At 58.9% G+C, this 13,379-nt stretch carries 13 protein-coding genes; 4 read left to right on the top strand and 9 right to left on the bottom strand.

The genetic code is table 11. The features are described 5' to 3' along the window. The first annotated feature begins 28 nt into the window (after positions 1–28). A complete protein-coding gene (locus tag H4317_RS04080) occupies positions 29–2,512 on the top strand; it encodes a TonB-dependent receptor (protein ID WP_185888880.1) in 2,484 nt (827 codons plus the stop codon). A 148-nt stretch (positions 2,513–2,660) separates the two neighbouring features. On the opposite strand, the gene H4317_RS04085 is transcribed toward H4317_RS04080, so the two are convergent. After that, on the bottom strand, positions 2,661–4,529 hold the full coding sequence (locus tag H4317_RS04085; protein WP_260625816.1) for an APC family permease: 1,869 nt from the start codon (positions 4,527–4,529) through the stop codon (positions 2,661–2,663). Between the two features lie 95 nt (positions 4,530–4,624). Here H4317_RS04085 and H4317_RS04090 point away from each other — a divergent pair, with 95 nt between their 5' ends. Next, a complete protein-coding gene (locus H4317_RS04090; protein ID WP_211538876.1) occupies positions 4,625–5,857 on the top strand; it encodes an acyl-CoA dehydrogenase family protein in 1,233 nt (410 codons plus the stop codon). Between the two features lie 120 nt (positions 5,858–5,977). Here H4317_RS04090 and H4317_RS04095 read toward each other — a convergent pair whose 3' ends face one another. Genes H4317_RS04095 through H4317_RS04115 form a run of 5 tightly spaced genes read right to left on the bottom strand, consistent with a single transcriptional unit; the run spans position 5,978 to position 9,731 of the window. Next, positions 5,978–6,820: a universal stress protein gene (locus H4317_RS04095; protein ID WP_185888881.1), complete on the bottom strand. Its 843-nt coding sequence runs from the start codon at positions 6,818–6,820 to the stop codon at positions 5,978–5,980. Positions 6,821–6,852: 32 nt separating this feature from the next. Further along, positions 6,853–7,698 (bottom strand): universal stress protein, encoded by an 846-nt coding sequence (locus H4317_RS04100; RefSeq protein WP_185888882.1) that lies wholly within the window; start codon positions 7,696–7,698, stop codon positions 6,853–6,855. Between the two features lie 34 nt (positions 7,699–7,732). Continuing rightward, positions 7,733–8,596 carry a universal stress protein gene (locus H4317_RS04105; protein WP_185888883.1) on the bottom strand — a complete coding sequence of 288 codons (864 nt, stop codon included), beginning with the start codon at positions 8,594–8,596 and terminating at the stop codon, positions 7,733–7,735. 45 nt (positions 8,597–8,641) lie between these two features. Next, entirely contained in the window at positions 8,642–9,463 is an 822-nt protein-coding gene (locus H4317_RS04110) for a universal stress protein (RefSeq protein ID WP_185888884.1), read from the bottom strand. A 34-nt stretch (positions 9,464–9,497) separates the two neighbouring features. Further along, entirely contained in the window at positions 9,498–9,731 is a 234-nt protein-coding gene (locus H4317_RS04115; protein ID WP_185888885.1) for a hypothetical protein, read from the bottom strand. Between the two features lie 413 nt (positions 9,732–10,144). Here H4317_RS04115 and H4317_RS04120 point away from each other — a divergent pair, with 413 nt between their 5' ends. Then, on the top strand, positions 10,145–10,297 hold the full coding sequence (locus H4317_RS04120; RefSeq protein WP_185888886.1) for a hypothetical protein: 153 nt from the start codon (positions 10,145–10,147) through the stop codon (positions 10,295–10,297). Positions 10,298–10,453: 156 nt separating this feature from the next. Here the strand turns inward: H4317_RS04120 and H4317_RS04125 are convergent, their stop codons facing one another. Beyond that, positions 10,454–10,915: a DUF4268 domain-containing protein gene (locus tag H4317_RS04125; RefSeq protein ID WP_185888887.1), complete on the bottom strand. Its 462-nt coding sequence runs from the start codon at positions 10,913–10,915 to the stop codon at positions 10,454–10,456. Between the two features lie 154 nt (positions 10,916–11,069). Here H4317_RS04125 and H4317_RS04130 point away from each other — a divergent pair, with 154 nt between their 5' ends. Beyond that, the gene (locus H4317_RS04130; RefSeq protein WP_185888888.1) at positions 11,070–11,399 is read left to right on the top strand and encodes an HIRAN domain-containing protein; all 330 of its coding nucleotides are present in this window, start codon (positions 11,070–11,072) and stop codon (positions 11,397–11,399) included. Between the two features lie 59 nt (positions 11,400–11,458). Here the strand turns inward: H4317_RS04130 and H4317_RS04135 are convergent, their stop codons facing one another. Together H4317_RS04135 and H4317_RS04140 are read right to left on the bottom strand one after the other, a co-directional pair. Continuing rightward, positions 11,459–12,421: a hypothetical protein gene (locus H4317_RS04135; RefSeq protein WP_185888889.1), complete on the bottom strand. Its 963-nt coding sequence runs from the start codon at positions 12,419–12,421 to the stop codon at positions 11,459–11,461. Between the two features lie 93 nt (positions 12,422–12,514). Beyond that, positions 12,515–13,192 (bottom strand): DUF3575 domain-containing protein, encoded by a 678-nt coding sequence (locus tag H4317_RS04140; protein ID WP_185888890.1) that lies wholly within the window; start codon positions 13,190–13,192, stop codon positions 12,515–12,517. Positions 13,193–13,379 lie beyond the last annotated feature (187 nt).

The following is a 13,379-nucleotide window of genomic DNA, read 5'->3' on the forward strand; positions in this document are numbered from 1 at the left end:
TCCGTTCCACTTTTTCTTTTTCAAACCCTTGAAAAATTTCCTGGTATCCGGGGCTGCGCTATTAGCGCTGCCTCTCTCGGCATGGGCGCAAGGCCCCGTGTCCGGTACAGTCACTGATGTCCGCACGGGCACGGCGCTGCCTGGCGCCACGGTGTACTTGGATGGTGCCGCCAGCGCTGCTACTGATGCGGCAGGCTCCTTTTCGATTTCGGCGGTACCTGCCGGTGTGCACGAGTTACGCATCACCTTCGTCGGGTATGAGCCATTGGTGCGGCAGGTGCAGGGCCAGCAGGCAGCGCAGCAGCTAAACAGCACGCTCCGGCCCGGCGGCGTGCTCACCGGCGAGGCCCTCGTGACGGCCTCGCGCGCCAACGATCGGACGGCCACCGCCTACACTAACCTCGGCAAAGAGGATCTGGCCAAGCGCAATTTCGGGCAGGATTTGCCTTACCTGCTCGATCAGACGCCTTCGGTAGTAGTAAATTCCGATGCCGGCGCGGGCGTGGGCTACACCGATATCCGCATCCGGGGCACGAGCAACACGGGCATCAACATGACCATCAACGGCGTGCCACTGAATGATGCCGAGTCGCACGGCTCGTTTCTGGTGAACCTGCCGGATCTGGCTTCGTCGGTGAGCAGCCTGCAGGTGCAGCGCGGCGTGGGCACCAGCCAGAACGGTGGCGCGGCGTTTGGGGCCAGCATCAACATCAGCACCCTGGACAGCCGCCCCGAGGCTTACGGCGAAACCCAGAACAGCGTCGGCTCCTTCAACACCTGGAAAAACAACGTGCAGTTCGGGACCGGGCTGCTAAACGGGCACTTCACGGTGGACGGCCGCCTCTCGCGCATCAGCACCGACGGCTACATGAACCGGGCGGCATCGGATCTGAAGTCGTACTACTTCGCAGCGGGCTACCAGGCCAAGAACACGCTGCTCAAGTTCATCACCTTTTCCGGCCGCGAGAAGTCATATCAGGCCTGGAACGGCGTGCCCGAACCCGCCCTTACCGGCAACCAAACCCTGCTCCAGAACTACATAGCCAACGGCGAGCTGAGCGAAGCCGACGCCGAGCGGGTGCGCCAGGAGGGCCGCCGCTACAGCTACTACACCTACGACAACCAAACCGACAACTACCAGCAGAACCACTACCAGCTGCACCTCTCGCAGGGCCTCGGCGACGACTGGAACATTGGGGCGGCGTTGCACCTCACGCGCGGCTTCGGCTACTACGAAAGCTACCGGGCCCGCCGCAAATTCGCGGATTACGGCCTGCAAAACGCCATTATCGGCGGCGATACGCTCACGCGCACCAACCTGATTGACCGGAAGTGGCTGGATAACTATTTCTACGGCGGCACTTTTGCACTGAACTACCAGCCCAAGCAGAACGACAAGTTGCAGGCCACCCTGGGTGGCGCCTGGAATCGGTTCGAGAATGACCACTACGGCGAGATTATCTGGGCCCAATATGCGGCCAACCTGGCGCCCCGGCAGCGCTTCTACTTCAACGAAGCCCGCAAAACCGACTACAACGGCTACGCCCGCGCTACCTGGCAGGCACTGCCAAAGCTCGGCGTCTACGGCGACGTGCAGGTGCGCCACATCGAATACACGATTGACGGCGTGGAAGACGAACAGAACGACGTGACGACCCGCGCCAGCTACACCTTCTTCAACCCCAAAGCCGGCGCGACCTTCACTCTGGCTGAGGGCCAGCAGCTCTACGCCAGCTTCGCGGTAGGCCAGCGCGAGCCGGTGCGCGCCGACTTTACAGACCGCCCCGCCGGTGACCAAAGTGCCAAAGCCGAGCGTCTCGAAGATTTTGAAGGCGGCTACCGCCTCACCCGCACCGACCTCAGTCTGCTGGGGCCGCGCACGGCCGTGCGCTTCGAAGCCAACGGGTTCTACATGAACTACCGCAACCAGTTGGTGGCTACCGGCCAGCTGAATGACGTGGGAACTCCGCTACGCACCAACGTGGCGCGCAGCTACCGCCGGGGCGTGGAACTGACCGCCTTCATTTCTGCGGATGACAAAATCAGCCTAAGCAGCACCCTAACATTAAGCCGCAACCGCATCCTGAACTACCGCGACGTGACGTATGACGCCGATTATAATCCGGTAGTGGGTGAGGCGCGCACCAGCACCATTTCCTACTCGCCCAATACGGTGTCGGCGCACACGCTGGAGGGACAGCCACTGAAAGGCCTACGCCTGGCGCTGCTCTACAAAACCGTCAGCCGCCAATACCTCGACAACTCCGAGAACATAGCACGCAGCATCAAGCCCTATCAGGTCCTCGATTTCCGGGTGCGCTACAGCATCAAGCCGCAGTTTGTGAAGGAAATCGAGCTGGGCCTGCTGGTCAACAACGTGCTCAACCGCGAGTACGTGGCCAACGGCTACACCTACAGCTACCTCGGCGCCAGCGGCGGCCTCGACACCTTCAACTGGTACTTCCCGCAAGCTACCCGCAATTTCCTGGCCTCGGTGGGCGTCAAGTTCTAAGCTGCCGTTTGCCTACTAAACGGTTCGTAAAGACGCATACTTGCTCCTCGTCGTTGAACAGCCGGTTCTGTGCCGACTGAACAACACTAGCAACGACGAGACGCAAGTATGCGTCTTTACGCACCCTCTGGGAGCCAGAGACAGGTAATCAGATGATAAGCCGGACACCGCCCAACTCGGAAATCTGGTAGGGAAACCTGTCGCCGGGGGAGCCGATGAACATGAAGTTTTTAGGGATATTCCACTCTTTGGACAGCCGGTCAATCAACTCCGGGCCGAAGTGGCCGTCGAGGGTCACGAAATCCACTTCAATCTGCTCGTAGGCGCGGTCCAGCACCCGGATATCGGTCAGCAGGTCTTCGGGGTAGACTTCGCCCTCTTTGAGCAGCGTCACGATTTTGAGTCGGTTCGTCGATTCGTTTTCTACCACGTAGGCCATCACCTTATTCAGGTTCGATACATTGTCGCCTTTCGTGAAAAACACAAATTCCTGCCGGTGTAGCTCCCGCAGCTGGCGCCGGATATTGAGCTGCGTGAGTACCGAAACCCGGGGCGAGTGTTTGGCAAACGACTCGGCGGCGTGTAATACCAAGTTGAAGATGGCCGTGCGGTTGAGCATTGCCGACACGATAAGCATAGCCGGAATGAAGTATTGCAGGAACACAATCAGGTAATCGGGCCGGATGCGGATGTTGCCGTAGAGAGCGGCCAGCACGCCCAGCAGCGCCAAGGATACCGTGAGGATGCCCGCATACACGGGGCGCGGCAGCTTGGGGCGCTTGCTCTTGAGCAGGAAGTTGCCGAGCGCAAAAAAGGCCATGACCGACAAAAACGAAATAGTATACACCCCAGCCAGCGGCCCCAGTTCCCCGTTGGTAATCAATAGTACTGAGAGGCACAGCAGGAAAAAGGTGATTAGGATGAGGTAGTTACTGCCGCGTTTGTTTTCCTTCAGAAAAAACTGGGGCAGAATCCGGTCCAGCGTCATGCGTTTCATCAGGCCGCTCACGCCCACAAAGCTCGTCAGCACGGCCCCGCTGAGCACGGCTACGGCATCCACGGAAATAAGCGTGGCCAGCCAGGGGCCGCCCGTAGTCTTGCCCAGGTGCGAAAGGAGCGTCTCGGTATGTTGGCCAACTTCCACCAGCGGCAACGCTGCAATGGCCAGAAATGCCAGCAGCGGATTAAACACCGTCACGACCACCCACATATTGCGCAACGTTTTCTGAAACACGCCGCGTGCTTGCTCTTCTACAAAGTTGGCAGAGCTTTCAAAACCCGAAATGCCCAGCATAGCGGCACTGAAACCCAGAAACAGGGCTGTGGTCAGGCTGGTTTTCAGGGGCATGTGCCAGTTGGCCAGCAGCGTGTCGGTGCCGTGCGTGAAAAGGTACCACACCGTGACGCCCACCAGCAGCGTGAGTGAGAACAGGTGCAGCAGGAAAATGGCCACCGCCACCACCGCCGACTCTGAGATGCCCAGAATGGTGAGCAGTAGAAAGAAGCCCAGCAGCAGCATGGTGGCTGGAATAATGGGCAACCCGTGCCAGAGCGTGTGCAGATAGTGCATGGCCTCCGACGCCGAAATAACGGCCGTGGCCATGTACGACAGAATAGTGAGGCAGGCCGCCACCGCCGCGTTGCGCTTGCTGGTCGTGTTGAGGAGCACGTTGTAGGCGCCGCCATTGAGCGGCAATGCGCCCACCACTTCGCCATAAATACGGCGAAACAGATACAGTACCGCGCCCACTACCAGCAGCGCCACCCAGGCGTATTGCCCGGCATACGCAATGGCCAGCGCCGACACATACAGGCACGACGAGGAAATGTCGTTGCCGCAAATGGAAGTGGCCTCCAGTTCGTTTAGTTTTTTCTCGTGGCTCATGGTGGGGTAAGCAGGCAGATAAGGAGCAGATGCGGTATCTACGAAGGAAGTCTCATCTTGAATGACCCGCTGCTCAAAATACCGGTGCACGGCAATTCGCCGGTTGGCCAGCGGCCCATAAAGCAGGGACAAACCTGCTGCGCGCCGCCTGAACCATGGGCTGCAACTACCTGTTTCGCATTCTGAAACTACTATCTTTGAATCTGATTCCCACCCAACAACTTCCCATGTCTTCGCAAGCTGACGTTCTCTCGCCCAAGGCCAAAGCCGCCAACCACCACGGTTCTACCAACGCCGCCGGCTTCACCGATTACTTCGACCTCGACGGCCTGCTCACCGAGGAGCACAAGCTCATCCGCCAGAGCATCCGCGACTTCGTCAAGAAGGAAATCAGCCCCAATATCGAGAAGTGGGCCCAGAACAATCATTTCCCCTCAGAAATCGTCAAGAAGTTTGGTGATGTAGGTGCGTTCGGCCCGACTATCCCCACCGAGTACGGCGGCGGCGGCCTCGACTACATTAGCTACGGCCTGATTATGCAGGAAATTGAGCGCGGCGACTCCGGCATGCGCTCCACGGCCTCGGTACAGGGCTCTTTGGTGATGTACCCGATTTACGCCTATGGCTCGGAAGAGCAGCGCAAGAAATACCTGCCCAAGCTGGCCTCCGGCGAGTGGCTGGGCTGCTTCGGTCTTACGGAGCCCGACCATGGTTCGAACCCTGGTGGCATGACCACCACCATCAAGGACATGGGCGACTACTACCTGCTCAACGGCGCTAAGCTCTGGATCAGCAACTCGCCCCAGAGCCAGGTAGCGGTGGTGTGGGCCAAAAACGACGAAGGCCGTATCCGCGGTGTCATCGTGGAAAAAGGCATGGAAGGTTTCACCGCCCCCGAAATCCATAACAAATGGAGCCTGCGCGCCAGCATCACCGGCGAACTGGTGTTCGACAATGTGAAGGTGCCCAAGGAAAACCTGCTGCCTAACGTAGAAGGCCTCAAAGGCCCGCTCGGCTGCCTCGACTCGGCCCGCTACGGCATTGCCTGGGGTGCCATCGGCGTGGCTATTGACTGCTACGAATCGGCGCTGAAGTACTCGCTGGAACGGGAGCAGTTCGGCAAGCCAATTGCCGGTTTCCAGTTGCAGCAGAAGAAACTGGCCGAAATGATTACGGAAATCACCAAGGCCCAGCTGATGGTGTGGCGTTTGGGCGTGCTCAAAAACGAAGGCAAAGCTACCAGCGCCCAGATTTCGATGGCCAAGCGCAACTCCGTAGAAATGGCTCTGCACATTGCCCGCGAAGCCCGCCAGATTCATGGCGGTATGGGCATCACCGGCGAATACCCCATCATGCGCCACATGATGAACCTGGAGTCGGTTATCACCTACGAAGGCACCCACGACATCCACCTGCTCATCACGGGCGCGGATATCACCGGCATTCAGGCTTTCAAGTAAGGTTGAATTCGTATCAGAAAAACGGCCGCTCTGCAATCAGGGCGGCCGTTTTCAGTTGTTGAGGTAGCAGTAAGTGTGTGTGGAAAACAGCTATGCAGTACTCAGAAACCAAAAGCCTGTCTAGGCTGCCTTATCCGGCTGGGTAGGGAGTAGCAGTAACGGAACGGGGCTGCGTTCCAGCAGGTGCGCCGTAACGCTCTGGTGAAACAGCTCGGAGAAGTAGCTGCGCTGGCGGGCCAATAGCACCACCATATCGGCCTGCGTGTCGCGAATGGCTTCGAGAAGGCCGGTGGCGTAGTCGGTTTGCTCGTAGCCACGCAATTCAGGTACAGGCAGGCCTTCGGTCAGGCCGCTGGCTTGCACGGCACGCAGGGCCGCCCCGCAGCCAGCATCATCCTCGATACCGGACACATGCGCCACCACTACGGTTGTGCCCAGCGTAGTCAGCAGGCGACGAAGCGGGCGGGCAGCCGGAGTCAGTTGGAATGGTTCCTGGTCGGCGGCCACCAGAAAGTGGTGGGGCAGGCCAGCAGGAAATGTAGTAGCCGGAACCAGCAGCAACGGATACTGTCCGGCCCGAAGCAGCTCGGCGCAGTCGGCTACAAGGGTGGTAGCCGTGGGATGGCCGGGCTCGGGGTGGCCCAGCACAAACAGGACGGACCCGTAGCGGGCGGCCAGATCTTGGGCCACAGTGGGCAGCAAGTCGGTGGTTATTTCAATGGCAGCAGGCGTACGAAGGGTTTCAGCCTGGCGGTAGAGGGCGGCGGCCGTGTCGGTTTGGCGGTCTAGCTCTTCCTGGCGGTATACCTCACCCACCAACTCATACGGATCGAAAACCGACACCCGGTTGACGTGCAGCAGCACCAGTCGGGCATCAAGGGCCTGCGCCAGCATATCGGCGTAGTGCGCAGCGTGGCGGGCAGCAGGATAAAAACCGGAGAGGGAAATGAGGGTGAGCGACATGGCAGCAAGGAAATAGAATTACACGGCAGAGGCTAGTCGGCACTGGATTCAAGATGGGCGGCCAGCAGCAGCACCGGCACCTGCGTATGGCGCAGAATATGCTCCGTAACGCTGCCATAGAAGATTTTATGAAGCCAGCCGTGGCCTTGGTCGAGAAGGGCCACTACATCAGCCTCCACTTCATCAACGCCCTGCAGAATGCCGGAGGCCGGCAATTCTCGTATCACTTTGTGCAGGCCGCAACGGGGTATAGCACCAGAAAGGCCGCATTGCTGGGCCGCCTGCCGCCCACGCCAGCCTCCAAACCGTTCTTCGTACGGAAGTACACAAACTGGTATTACTTCGGTGCCGAGGCTATCCAACAGCGGTGCTATGGCACGCGTTTGGGGCTCGAGGTGGAACGACGCGTCTTTTATAGCCAGCGCAATGCGCCGGGGCGGGTGCAGAGCCGCAGTAGGCAAATGCTCGGGTATCAGCAGCAGCGGGTAGCCGGTACTATGAGCCAGCGGCAACGCACGGTTGCTCATCCATTCGTCCAGTAGGCTGTCGGTGGCCGTGAGGCCGGCAAGAAGGGCCAGTGGCTGATACCGTTTCAAGGCCTGCTCAACGGCATCCTGCCAAGTGGTTTCCAGTACCTCGGCAGTAGCGGGTTGCGGCATCTCGGCGGCCAGTATTTCCAATGACTGGCGGGTTTCCTGCACGTAGCGTGTGTAGGGCACAGGCAGCGTAGTGCCAAAATCAAGAGGTACTGCCTGCGGATAATACACATGTACCAGATGCACTTCAGCCTGCAACGGGGCAGCTAGAGCGGCAGCGTAAGCCCGCGCCCGCTCAGCTGCCAGCGAAAAATCAGTTAGGACTACCAGATTGGGTTTCATTGCAAAACGGATTCTAAAGAAAGAAAAGCAGCAATCAGGTCATGGTAGGCATCCAGCGAGGTAAGTCCGTAGTTGAAGCGGGCAGTAGGAGCACCGGAATGCGGCAGTTGCGCAACACTTCCATCGTAACACTATGGTGAAAGAGCCGCCCCATAAAACTGCGGGGGCGTGCAATGAGGATGAGTAGGTCGGCCTGCGTGTCTTCGAGGGCCTGAAGCACACCTGCCGCTGGCAGCAGTTCACGCTCCTGGTAGAGCTCCAGCGGCGTGGCGGCGGGCAGCAGCTTGCTATGGCGCACGTTGGTCAGGGCGCGCTGCCCCGCAAAGGCTTCTTGTTCCTCTGGGGCTGCTACATGCACTACCGTGTAGGCCGCCTGCCAGCTGGCTAGCAGCGAAACCAGCGCTTGGCTGGCTATACTTGGGCAAAAAGGATCGGCATCGACGGCCAGTGCCACGCGGTGTGGCAACCGTGGTAGTGGCCCGTTCTCAGGTACCAGCAGCAACGGGTGGTGCGTGGCGCGCAGCACAGGAAGCATTTGGTTATGCAGCAGTCTGTCCAGCAAATCGTGCTCCTTGCTTAAGCCCATACTCAGCAGCAAGGGTTGGTAGTGGTGCAGGGCCGCCTGCACCGCCTCGCTCAGGGCGGCAGTTGAGGTGGTTACTTCGGCTGGCAGCGCCAAACGCTGCGCCAGCGCCTGTAGAGAAGCCGCGGTTTCAGCCTGCGTGCGGTAGGCCTGCGCCGTAGTGATTACGACCAACTCCGGATCCAGCAGCGGGTCATGATAGAGGTGCAGCAACACCAAGCGCATATGCAGCGGCAGCCCCAGTATTGCTGCCGTCTGTGCGGCCCGTTCTGCTGCGGCCGACAAGTTGGTGAGCATCAGAATGGCCGGATTCATGGCAGAGGCTAAAGTGGGGGTGGGTGGAAGCCAGTACGGGCCAGGCTAGTCTTCGGCGGGCAGCAGCAATACCGGAATGGGGCTTTCCTGCAGCAGTTGGGCCGTGATACTGCGGTGAAACAGGCTGCCGAGCAGGCTGTGGCGCCGGGCTACTACTACCAGCATGTCGCCTTCGAGACGGGCCGCTTCCTGCAACACGCCTCCCACAATGGTGGGTTGGTACAGGTTATGCAGGGCAGTAGCTGGCAGCGGGTCTACCATATCGTTGGCCCGGATGCTGTCGAGGATGGCACCGGCGCTGGTGCGCATGTGCTCGTCATCAGTAACATGGATTACTTCCACGCTACCCTGGGTGGCACGTAGCAGCTGGCGCAGCACATCATGGTGAGGACAGAGCTGGAAGGGCTGCCCATCCACAGCTAGCAGCAGACGGCGCGGTGGAAATGTATCCCAGCCAACGGTTGGAACTATCAGCAGAGGATGAGGCGCGTGGCGCAGTAGGTCCATGGCCGTACTCACCACCACTTCTTCGGGTGTGGTAGCCGAGCCGGGCCTGCCCAGTATCAGCAGCAGAGGCTCGTGCCGGCGCACGGCTTCGGCCACAGCATCGGGCAGGTATTGCTCCGACACGTCTACTTCGGCCGGTACGGGCTGGCGGGCGGCCAGGTCCAGCAGGGCATAGTCGGTGCGGAACTCGCCGGGTGGTGTATGGCGGCTGGCATATTCAGCGGGCGAAAGCAGGCCGTCGTGGCGCACATGCAGTAGCACCAGATGTGCGTGCAGCGGCATTGCCAACCCAGCCGCATAGGAAAGCGCCCGGTTCGAAACAGCGAAGAAATCAGTCAGGACAACCAGGGAAGGACTCATGGCAATCAGGAAAAAGGCGAAAGACTAATCAGGCTTAGTGGTTCAGTAGCGTGGCAGCGGCAGCAAATCGGCGGGAATACTGGTCGCGGGCCAAGTCGCCGGCTGGTAGCGGGGAGGTGTACAGGCCCCACATATCGAGTGCAAGCTGCTGGTCAGCTTCCTGCGCAGCCTGCCGGGTGTCGTTGCTCACCGACAAGGCCGATACGGTAGCTCCCAGTCCATCATAATGGGGCAAGCCCAACGAGAATTTGCGGGTTTGGCTTTTCATAGCGGAGGGGGAAGTAAGAGGCTTCTATTAGGAAGTAGGCCGGCCAGTACCGTGGCGGTAGGCGCTGGCCACTGCTAGTGCCGTGAGCAGCAGCACCGAGAACATCAAAAGGGGAATAGCCATGGGAATGAGGGGTCAGACCTTTGGAAAGAGCGTTGAGCAGTGAGCTACTTCAAAAGTCAAGATTTGCAAGCCTCGATGATGTGATGCGCATCAGGCCGAAAGATGACATTGGTCATGCTGGCGGCCCGGGGTGTACGCTGCAAAAGCCTCATCTGGGCAGTGGCATGTAGGGGTATAGCTAAGGTGCTGAACGGCACCGGCCCTCACCGCTTTTCACGCTGATCAACAGAGGGAAGAATGCAGGCCGCGGGCCCGACATAAGGCTGCCTTACTACAAGGCAGCAGCCGCTTTGAGCAGCCCACCTGAGCAGGTGGTGAGCCAACAGGAACGCCAAGGACAACCCCTGAAAACCACCGGTATCCGGTGGCAGGCGGTGTACCTGAGCCGCATGCGAGGCCACAACGAGTACTATACGCTGCGAGCGGCACATTCTGCGGTATAGTAAATATAAGTATTATTTAATATAAAGAACAGACAATACTTTGGCATTACTTACTTTTTGATGCGCAGTGGGTTGAGTAGGGCACTGGGTTTCCATCAGGCCTTCACGACACTTAGCATGATCTGGCGCTAATGCTACCCAAGCCACACATGCGATCTACCGTAGGGCATCAAAAGCGTACTGCGCATTGCTCCAAAACTCATCCAGCGCCATCAGGCGGGGCTTGAAGAAGGAAATCAGGGCGGGCCAGTCGTCGCGGCTGAACAGGTTGACGGGTGTCAGCTCAGTGAAAATGCGGCTCAAAGGTTGGCCGTTGGCATCTACGGTGTCGGCTTCCCAGCGCCAGGTTTCGCCCAGGGTTTCATGCAACAGCGTTTTTAGCTCCAGAAACTGCTCGAAAAACAGCTCCCGTACACCCGCATCGGGGTGGGTGAACTCAATGCCGATGGAAGCACGGCGGCCATCGGCCTGCATCCGAAAGTAAACATGCTTGAGGCCGGTTTTATAGTTTATCCAGTTCGTCGGGACTCCTTCGGCCGAAGGCACCGGAGCCATATATTGCCCAAATGTGGTCCAGAAAGCCTGACGTAGTTGGGTTACTTCTGTTTTACTGTACATCACGCAAAAATACGGTCCGCGGGCTATGTAGCCGCAAGAAGCCGCTGTCATTGCCTTCAAGCAGGGGCAGCACAAGCGGATTTCCGGTAGTAGGCAGTGGTAAGCTGGGCGTATGCGTGTTATGTTTACGCCTCCACCAAGATTTTCACGTGCTATGGCCGATGCCTCCGCCCTTGTTCTGCTCGAATGCCTGGTAGCTGGCACTACGCACCGCCCCGGCCTACGCGACTATGAGCCGCAGCTGAAGCCTGGCCAGATGCTGGCGCTCCAACGGGAAGCCGATAGCGCCTACGACGACTGGGCCGTGCAAGTACACACAACTGCCCCCGATGCCATGTGGCTGGGCTACTTGCCTGAAGGACGCAACGAAACCATTGCCCGGCTGCTGGATGCTGGCTTTCCCCTCTCGGCTCGCCTTACGCACAAGGCTTGGGAAGATGACTGGCTGCACTTGGAAATAGAAGTGCTGCTACCAACGAAATAAGTGGGTGGGTTGATGGCAAAAGACTACGCTAACGCAGCTGCAGGCCATCAATCCACTAGTTAAAGAGCATCGGCGAGGGCCAGCACCTGCTGCCGGGCCTGCTGCAGCGCGGGCTCCTGCGGAAACGTGTACTGCACCCAACGGGTAAAGCCACTCACTATTTCGCCCACCGCCTGCCGTCCGCTGGGCTCTGTTGCACCTGCTGAAGCGGCCCGCTCATCGGTGGGTACCGTGGGGAATACGCTGCCCAGCCCCACCTTCTCCAGCACCTCCGACACGAACACCATACCGCATACCTGCATTGCCTGGTACAATTGCACCAGCTCCGGCATCGTCACCGCAAAGTCTTCGGCTGGTTCCAACGTTCCTAGGCGCTCTATCATGGGTTCTAGCGCGACCGGCCGCAGGGTTGCCAGCTCTGCCACTGCCTGCAGAAACGGGTGCTCACCAGCCTCGGGTAGAGAATGTACCAGCAACAAAGCCAGCCGCATCATCTGTAGCTGTGGCTCCGTAAACCGGATGGTAGCGGCCGTTGGCTCAGGGCCCGGATGCAACGCCACATATTGCCCAAACGCTTCCTCTACCTGCAACCGGTGCAGCCCCAGGCTGGGCGTAGCAGGCAGATGTTCTTCCAGTAGCGCCAGAAAGGCCCCACTCAGCTCTAAGCAATATATTTTCAACTGCTGGAGCTGAGCCGCATCAATATGCATTTGCTGCTGCACGTACCGCAAAACAGGGGCAGCCAGACTGGTTTCGAGGCTAAGACGGCCCAGCAGCATCAGGTTGTAGAGGTGGTGGGGCTGCTGCTCCAGAGCCTGTAGCAACTGGTCGTGGTCGGCAATGGTATTCAACTCAGCCACCCGAATGGTATTTAGCCCGGTGAGGGCCATAAGCTGTAACAACTGCGTTTCCTGCGGGCGGCTCAGCAACTCGGCGCAGGCCATACCATGCAGGCTCAGGCAATGCGCCAGTTGGTCGTACAAGTCGGCAGGAATGGTATGTAGCCAGTCGTTGGAGGGCATGGACGGAAGAAGGGGATGAGCAGAAAAGCAGCTGGTGCAAAGAAACAGCATTTCGGTCGTACCACTTTCAACGCCCATGTGGCGGTTGGGGCTTTACCGCAGCAGGGTATAGCCTATGCGTAGCGCCGCGGCCGGTGCTATGCGCGTGCTGCGGCCAGGGTCAGGTGTGGCGGCCAGGAAGTTCTGGTTGGGCGCATCGAAAAGAGGGTCTGCCGTACGCTCGTTCAGCGTTTGGTAGCGTACCTCGCGCTGCCGGATTCCCAAGCCTAGCGCCATATCCAACCACAGCCGCTGCCCCAGCCGTTGCATAAGGCCTGCTTTCAGGGCAACTCCGCGTACTTCCCGCTCAATATGCGCGCCGTCATACGCCCGCCGCTCGTCACCTCGCTCGTAAGTGCCACTTTTCAGATCGTAGCTCTGCGGTACATAAAATGCTTCTGCCGCTACGTACCACTGCTTCCGTTCCGAGCGGGGAATGTAGTAGCGGCCTTCCAGCTTGATTTTCTGGTAGCGGATGTTGTCTTTGTTCTGGTTCCAGTAGAAAAGCTGCAGCGGCGAAAACCGAAAGCCATAGTCGAGCTCCAGCCCAATACGCGGCACCGGCCGAAACTCCAGACCCAGCATCAGGGCGCTGGTGCTGGGGTCGAAAAGAGTAAGAGGTGCTGTTTTAAGCAGAAGCCGGTCGGGGTGTAGCTGCGGAGCCGCCACCTGAGCGTAGGCAGCGCCAGAAAGGCCCAAGCCGGTTATCAACAGAAAAAAGGAACGCATCATCAGCAAGACTCTCGGGTGGTAAGGCGGCACTAGGCCGGCAACCAAATATATCAGTTTGGACGCGTTAGGTCACTCGCCCGTCGATTTTACCAGCGAAAAAAACCGATTTGCTATTGGTATTAGCAATATAGGGGTGTGGCGTTATTTTTTTGCTAAAAATGGGACAATCTGCCCGGTGCAGGTGTTA

Origin of the sequence: Hymenobacter sediminicola (genome assembly GCF_014250515.1) — a bacterium.
In the GTDB taxonomy this organism is placed as follows: Bacteria; Bacteroidota; Bacteroidia; order Cytophagales; family Hymenobacteraceae; genus Hymenobacter; species Hymenobacter sediminicola.

Excerpts from the sequence above, each read along its gene's own strand:
- H4317_RS04125 (WP_185888887.1), bottom strand. The coding sequence starts at position 10,915 with ATGTACAGTAAAACAGAAGTAACCCAACTACGTCAGGCTTTCTGGACC.
- H4317_RS04135 (WP_185888889.1), bottom strand. The coding sequence starts at position 12,421 with ATGCCCTCCAACGACTGGCTACATACCATTCCTGCCGACTTGTACGAC.
- H4317_RS04110 (WP_185888884.1), bottom strand. The coding sequence starts at position 9,463 with ATGAGTCCTTCCCTGGTTGTCCTGACTGATTTCTTCGCTGTTTCGAAC.
- H4317_RS04095 (WP_185888881.1), bottom strand. The coding sequence starts at position 6,820 with ATGTCGCTCACCCTCATTTCCCTCTCCGGTTTTTATCCTGCTGCCCGC.
- H4317_RS04130 (WP_185888888.1), top strand. The coding sequence starts at position 11,070 with ATGGCCGATGCCTCCGCCCTTGTTCTGCTCGAATGCCTGGTAGCTGGC.
- H4317_RS04115 (WP_185888885.1), bottom strand. The coding sequence starts at position 9,731 with ATGAAAAGCCAAACCCGCAAATTCTCGTTGGGCTTGCCCCATTATGAT.
- H4317_RS04100 (WP_185888882.1), bottom strand. The coding sequence starts at position 7,698 with ATGAAACCCAATCTGGTAGTCCTAACTGATTTTTCGCTGGCAGCTGAG.
- H4317_RS04090 (WP_211538876.1), top strand. The coding sequence starts at position 4,625 with ATGTCTTCGCAAGCTGACGTTCTCTCGCCCAAGGCCAAAGCCGCCAAC.
- H4317_RS04105 (WP_185888883.1), bottom strand. The coding sequence starts at position 8,596 with ATGAATCCGGCCATTCTGATGCTCACCAACTTGTCGGCCGCAGCAGAA.
- H4317_RS04140 (WP_185888890.1), bottom strand. The coding sequence starts at position 13,192 with ATGATGCGTTCCTTTTTTCTGTTGATAACCGGCTTGGGCCTTTCTGGC.